This is a genomic window from Flagellimonas halotolerans, assembly GCF_035818535.1.
Lineage (GTDB): Bacteria > Bacteroidota > Bacteroidia > Flavobacteriales > Flavobacteriaceae > Flagellimonas > Flagellimonas halotolerans.
Window position 1 is genome coordinate 87621 of the sequence record NZ_JAYKYV010000013.1, and the last position, 7374, is coordinate 94994.

3 protein-coding genes are annotated in these 7374 nt (G+C 41.8%); all 3 read left to right on the forward strand.

Features of this window, described 5'->3' with window-relative positions; genetic code table 11:
- Window positions 1-143: 143 nt before the first annotated feature.
- The 3 genes from VM932_RS13705 to VM932_RS13715 all read left to right on the forward strand — a co-directional run bounded on the left by VM932_RS13705 (window position 144) and on the right by VM932_RS13715 (window position 7023).
- Window positions 144-3377, forward strand: coding sequence for a SusC/RagA family TonB-linked outer membrane protein (locus tag VM932_RS13705; protein WP_326279350.1), 3234 nt, complete (start codon window positions 144-146; stop codon window positions 3375-3377).
- A 10-nt stretch (window positions 3378-3387) separates the two neighbouring features.
- Window positions 3388-4869, forward strand: coding sequence for a RagB/SusD family nutrient uptake outer membrane protein (locus VM932_RS13710; RefSeq protein WP_326279351.1), 1482 nt, complete (start codon window positions 3388-3390; stop codon window positions 4867-4869).
- Window positions 4870-4989: 120 nt separating this feature from the next.
- Window positions 4990-7023 (forward strand): putative porin, encoded by a 2034-nt coding sequence (locus VM932_RS13715; protein WP_326279352.1) that lies wholly within the window; start codon window positions 4990-4992, stop codon window positions 7021-7023.
- Window positions 7024-7374 lie beyond the last annotated feature (351 nt).

Sequence of the window (7374 nt, forward strand, 5' to 3'; positions counted from 1 at the left end):
CCTTGGCTTGCATATAATATGTTAAAATTATGAAAAATGTTGAGTAATGTTGTCGTAACATATGAAGTGCAAGGTTGTTAATTTTTTTGAATATTAACTTTTTATATTGATTTTTGAGCGGACTAATTCAAAAAATGAAATAAATGAGAGCTAAGTTAGCATGGATGCTAACACCTTTTTTGGTGTTATGCATGTCTTTCTCTTTTGGACAAGAGAAAACAGTTTCAGGTAACGTGACGGACCAAAATAGTCTGCCACTTCCTGGTGTTTCCATAGTCGTTGTAGGAACGTCTAATGGTACACAAACAGATTTTGATGGAAATTACACCATCTCAGCTTCCGAAGGACAAGTTTTGCGTTTCAGTTACATCGGTCAGGCGACCGTAGAAAGAACTGTTGGAGCATCATCCACTATCAATGTGCAGATGGAAGAGGATGCACAGGCCTTGGAAGAGGTAGTAGTTGTAGGTTATGGTACCACAACAAAACAGGCCTTTGCGGGTACGGCATCTGTTGTTGAGGCTGAAGCCTTGGAGGTAAAATCTTTTTCCAATGTATCTCAGGCACTTGCTGGTGAGGTTGCGGGTGTTTCTGTAATCAATACATCCGGACAACCGGGTACTACTTCCACTATCCGTGTAAGAGGGTATGGTTCTGTTAACGGTAACAGGGATCCTTTGTATGTTGTTGATGGTGTTCCTTTTACGGGAAGCATCAACTCCATTAACCCTGCGGATATCAAAACTACCACAGTATTAAAAGATGCCACGGCAACCGCAATTTATGGTTCTCGTGGTGCCAATGGTGTTATTTTGATTACTACCAAATCAGGTTCAGCCAATGAATCTTACATTGAGGTAGATGTGAAGTCTGGTTTCAACATGCAGTTGATACCAAGGTATGACGTGATCACATCTCCAGAAGAGTACATAGGTTATGTTTGGGAAGGTATTCGTAATGGTGCTGCATTGGATGGTGAAGAAGATCCTGTTGCTTTCGCAAACGATAATCTATTTTCCGTGAACTATGTGCATCCAGGATACAATATGTGGAACGTTGCGGATGGAGGTGAGTTAATCGACCCTGCAACCAGTACCGTTAGGCCGGGAGTGACAAGAAGATACACACCTCAGAGATATGCCGATTTGGCTTTTGATGCAGCCATTAGGACAGAAACCAACCTTAGAATGGCTGGTGGTGACGAAAAAAGCAAATACTTTACTTCAATTGGGTACTTGAACGATAACGGTTACGCCCTTAATACTGGCTACCAAAGATATACGGCCAGGTTGAATGCCGATTCCCAAGTTAAGAAATGGTTGAAAGTTGGAGTGAATGCAGGATATGCATATTCCAAAAGCCAAAACAATGGTCAAACCGTTGGTTCTGAAAACTTGTTTGAGTTTGCTGACAAAATGGCACCGATATTCCCGGTATTCTTGAGGGATGAGAACTATCAATTGGTGGAAGACCCAATATTTGGAGGTTATCAGTACGATTACGGTACAGCTTCTGGATTTAGATCAAGACCAAATGCTGACCAGTTGAACCCGATTGCTTCTGCTTTGTATGATTTTGTAGGTACAAACAGACACGAAATCAACGGTAACTTCTCCTTGGATGTCGATATTGCAAAAGGATTGACCTTTGAAACCCGTTTTGGTGCGCAGTTTGCCACTGAGCGTTACAAGTCGTTCACAAACCCATTCTATGGTGGTGGTATTTCCACTGGGGGCAGCTTGTTTCAAAGGGACAGGAATTTCTTGACGACCAACTTCTTGAAACTGTTGCGTTACCAGACTGAATTTGGAAGCCACTCCATTGAGGCCCTGGTCGCACATGAGAACAACCAGTTCGAGAGAGAGCAAAGCGTGGCCTCAAAAAGATTGGCCGTTCACCCCGATATTTATGAATTGAACAACTTTGTTGTTTCGCAAGGACCTCCTTCCGGTTTTTCCAGAGGATATAGCATTGAGTCTTATTTTGGTCAGGTGAACTATGATTACGACAAGAAATATTTCTTGACCGCCTCGGTACGTAGGGACGGTTCTTCCAGGTTTATCAACGAAAAGTGGGGTACCTTCGGTTCGGTCGGTGCCGCATGGGTTATTACCAACGAAGACTTCATGTCCGGCAACGGTGTTTTCGATTTCTTGAAGTTGAAAGCGTCGTACGGTGTTACTGGAGATCAGGCAGTAGATGATGAAGATTATTATATCGCATATGACACTTACGACATCAATAACTTGAACGACCAAATTTCCCTTTCTATCAGGGACAATGGAAACCCTGATTTGACATGGGAGACCTCCAAAATGTTCCAGACAGGTGTCGAGTTTGGTCTCGGTAGATATTTGGACGGTGTTGTCGATTTCTATAGTAAAAAGACGGACAACCTGATTTTTGAGAGAAGGGTTGGACCTTCGCAAGGTATTGCGATTGTTACAGTTAACGATGGTGAGTTGTTGAACCAAGGTATCGAATTCAATCTTACTAGCCACATTTTTAATAAAGAGGATTTCAAATTGGATTTCTCTATTAATGGATCCCATATCAACAACGAGATTCTTACGATGCCTCTTGAACCTTCAACAGGTGAGCCAAGAATTTTGGATACATCGTCAACTCCTTATGGATATTCAAAAGGAAGCTCTATCTATGATTTTTACATCAGGGAGTGGGCCGGAGTCAACCCAGAAAATGGTGTTGGTCAATACTACCAATACTTTAACGACGCTAACGGTAACGGTACCCTAGATGATGGCGAAGACGGTATTGCTGATATGATGGCCTACATGGATGAAAATCCTGATGCCAACATTGAAAGGCAGATTACCGAAACCTATGCCGATGCAACACAGAAGTATGTAGGTAAATCCGGTATTCCTGATTTGTTCGGAGCATTCAGATTGGCAGCGCAAGTGAAGAATTTCGATTTCTCTGCACAGTTTACCTACAGTGTTGGAGGATGGGCAATGGACAACCAGTATTCTGAGTTGATGAGTGATAACTTTGGTGCGGCCTCCACAAACTTCCACAAGGATATTTCCCAGAGATGGCAAAACCCAGGAGACGTAACTGACGTGCCCCGCTTGGATGACGCTACAGGTCAAGATCAAAGAGTTGGAACAACAAGATGGTTAACAAGTACGGATTATCTTGCCTTCAACAATGCCAAAATAGGATATACCTTGCCCAAAAAGGATATCGAGAGAATGGGATTGAAAAATGTAAACATTTGGTTGTCCGGGGATAACTTGGCAATCAAGACAGCCAGACAAGGTTTTAACCCATCTGTAAGAGAGAACGGTGCTTCAGCAAGGAGGATTTATGCTCCTTTGACTACCGTAACCTTAGGTGTAAGAGTTAAATTTTAGAAAAAAAGTTATGAAAAACAGTAATATTAAATTATCAGTTATAGCCTCGCTATTGTTGTTGGCGGGCTGTGGAAAGGACTTCTTGGATGAGCAACCGTCCGAGTTCCTAACACAAGAACAAGTTGGGGAGGCGGCGTCCGTTAATCCAGCTGTAATTGAGGGAACTATTTCCGGTATATATTCTACGATGTTTGCTACGCAAAGTGGTGGTACTACAAACCATGATGACTTTGGACATAAAGGATACGATATATACGGCGATATGCTTTCCGGCGATATGGCACTTTCTGTAAGTACCTATGGTTGGTACAGGGCCGATATTACAGAGTTCCAGTCTACACAGGATTTTACCAGAACGAGAAATTACATGCCCTGGAGGTTCTATTACCGCGTTATCCGCTCTGCGAACTTGGTAATTGATGCATTGGGCGGTAACGAAACGGTTCCCGAAATAGAGGAGAATAAATATTTGATGGGACAGGCGAAGACACTTCGTGCCCATGCTTATTTCTATTTGACCCAATACTTTGCAAACTCCTACGACCCTTCAGCTGAGATCTTGCCTATCTACGATAGTCCTGACGACCTGAATGGGCCAAAGGTGACTACTGCTGAGATTTATGCGCTGATGGAAAAAGACCTTAATGAGTCCATTTCTCTGTTGGACGGGTTCTCCAGAAGCTCAAAGGGCCAAGTGGACAAAACCGTTGCCCAGGCCATTCTGGCATATGTGCTGGCATCCAAAGGGGACAGCCATGAGGAGGTTATGGATTTGACCGCCAATGTGATAAACAATGGTGGCTATACATTGATGAACTCGGAGGAAGTCTTGGGCGGTTTCAACGATTTGAACACCTCGGGATGGATTTGGGGCGTTGACCTAACGGTGGATGCCGGTCTTGGACTTGTTTCTTGGTGGGGACAAATGGACCTTTTCACCTATAGTTATGCCTGGGCAGGCGATGCCAAGGCTATCGACTCCGACCTTTATGCGGCCATTCCAGAGGATGATGTGCGCAAGCAACAGTTTGCCGAGCCGATCGGGGAATATACGGACTTAATGCCTTTGAATAAATTCTACCACCCGGACAGGGTAATAGGTGGTCAGGCCAACATTACTACAGATTATGTTTACTTAAGGGTGGCAGAAATGTATTTATTGCACGCAGAGGCTGCTGCCAAGGCAGGTGATGCCGGGGCTGCACGAACCATGTTGAAGGGTTTATTGGCAGAGAGATTGCCGAGTACGGCCTATGTCGATGGTCTTTCGGGACAGGCGCTATTGGACGAGATTTATCTTCAAACCCGTATTGAGCTTTGGGGAGAGGGAAAAAGCTACCTTTCTCTAAAGAGAAACCAAGGAACCGTTGTTAGGGGAGATAATCACCTTTCCAATGTTGGCGTTCCGATCAATTACGACGATGAAAGATTGACCTTTGAAATTCCTCAGTCGGAAATTCAAAACAATCCAAACATTTCAACTCAAAACTAGTTTTGAACTGTTATATAAATTTTAATGAAAACCCCGCCAATTGGCGGGGTTTTTTATGCGTCAACTTTTCACATTTCTTTAGTAACAAAACTTTTACCTTTGCCCAACCAATATCACGAAATGAGATTTTTAATATTGACCCTGCTTTTATTTTTTGGCCATGTTCTTATGGCGCAGCAAGACTCGCTGCCGCCAACAAAACGGGCGGATTCCTTGCAACTTCAGGATAAAGACTCCCTTTTGACCAAATCGAAGGATTCAACAAAGCGAAAATTAAAAGATAAGGGAACCGGTAAGTTGAAAGCTAAAAAGGAAGATTCCATCAGCATCCGTGATTATATGATAATTTCCTATCAAAGGGACACTACCTATGTGGATACCACTTTAACCATAAAAAAAGAATACAAGTACAATTACCTTAGAAAAGATGATTTTGAGTTGATGCCTTTTGCGAATATGGGACAACCTTATAACGAGCTTGGCAAGAGCTTTTCAGGAACATCCTATTATCCCCAAATAGGAGCTACAGCAAAACATCCAGGATATTTTGAAAAGGAGGACATCAACTATTATAACGTTCCTACTCCAATGACGGAGCTTATGTTCAAGACAACCATGGAGCAAGGGCAGTTTTTGGATGCATTGCTTACCTTTAATGTGTCCAAGCGATTTAACGCATCCATAGCCTACAATGGTTTTCGCTCATTGGGAAAATACAGGTATGAAGAAGCTCAGGATGGGAAGTTTAGGGTGACCTTTAATTATCTCACACGGAATGATAAATACGGCCTTCGTGGGCATATAGCGGCACAAGAGATGCAAAGCGAAGAAAGTGGGGGGCTGTTGGATAGAACTCAGTTCGAAGACGATTTGCCCGATTTTCAGGATAGGGCAAAAATCGATTTACTGTATACCGATGCCAACAATCGAATATTGGGAAAGCGCTATTTCCTGGATCACCAATATAAATTGGTCAACCACAAAAAAGATTCAACGGACAAAGAACCAACCATCTTGGTCATCGGACATGAGTTTAGTTACGAATCAAAAATATACGATTTTGAACAAACCCGACAGAATGATGCATTTGGTCAAGATCCTTTTTTAACCCCAATTGAAGATAGGGCCCGGCTGAAAACAATGTTCAATAAGGGAACAGTAGGATTTTCAAATAGAACCTTGGGCAGATTGTCTGGTAATATAAGCCTGTACAACTATAATTACTTTTTTAACAGTCTTCTTATAACTGAAGAAGAAACCATTCAAAACAAATTGAAAGGTGAGGAAATTTCGGTAGGAGGGTCATATAGCAACACTTTGGGGCCATTTTTTCTAAAAGGCAACGTAAACTACACTGTTTCCGGAGACCTTACCGGTAATAATTTTGATGCCATGGCGAGATATCGGTTAAATGACAACAATTCAATAACGGGCGCCATACATATTTCTTCACGGATGCCGGACTTTAATTATTTGCTCTATCAAAGTGATTATCGCAATTTCAATTGGCAAAACAACAACACTTTCGAAAAGGTGCAAACACAGAGTATCAAGTTTGGTTTCGATTCAAAATATTTTGGTCAGTTGGAAGCAGCGTATAGCGCAGTGGACAATTACACCTACTTTGCATCTACCGCAAGTGAGGAAGAAAAAGGATTGGGGCAAGAAACAGCTTTTGTAAGGCCTTTTCAGGAAGCGGGAACCATAAATCACCTAAAGGCGAAGTATAAAAAAGAAGTAAAGTGGCGAAAGTGGGCCTTGATGAACACTATAATGTATCAGGAGGTAACCCAAGACAATCAAGTGCTCAATCTTCCCCAGGTGGTCAGCAGGAACAGTCTGTATTTTTCAAGTGATGTCTTTAAGAAAGCTATGTTCCTGCAAACAGGAATAACCTTTAAATATTTCACATCATATAATATGGATGCTTATAATCCGCTATTGGGCGAGTTCTATATTCAGAATAACGAAGAATTGGGCGGTTATCCACTATTGGATGTTTTTATAAATGCAAAAGTAAAGCAAACCAGAATCTATTTAAAGGCAGAACACCTTAATTCCATTTTTTCAGAACCAAATTATTACTCCGCACCAAATTATCCGTATCGCGATTTTGTGATTAGATTTGGATTGGTCTGGAATTTCTTTTCATGAAATTTGATAAGAAACAAAACAAGGGAATACTGAAAAACAAGCACTTATAATTTAATTGATTTTTTTTCGAAAAAAATATCAAAAAACATTTTGTAGAGATAAAATAACGTGCGTATATTTGCACCCGCTTAGCTGATAAGGCAGGGCGTTTGCGAGAAGGGATTTGGATTGAAATTTGGGTTTTTTTGAGCAAAAAAAGATTAAAGAAGTTCATATACATATTGTAACGACAGCGTAAAGAGAATAAGAACCATTTTGATGCAGGGACTCGGGATTCCGGGTGTCGTACAGACATTCAAGGAAATACAATGAAGAGTTTGATCCTGGCTCAGGATGAACGCTAGCGGCAGG

Excerpts from the sequence above, each read along its gene's own strand:
- VM932_RS13710 (WP_326279351.1), top strand. The coding sequence starts at position 3,388 with ATGAAAAACAGTAATATTAAATTATCAGTTATAGCCTCGCTATTGTTG.
- VM932_RS13705 (WP_326279350.1), top strand. The coding sequence starts at position 144 with ATGAGAGCTAAGTTAGCATGGATGCTAACACCTTTTTTGGTGTTATGC.
- VM932_RS13715 (WP_326279352.1), top strand. The coding sequence starts at position 4,990 with ATGAGATTTTTAATATTGACCCTGCTTTTATTTTTTGGCCATGTTCTT.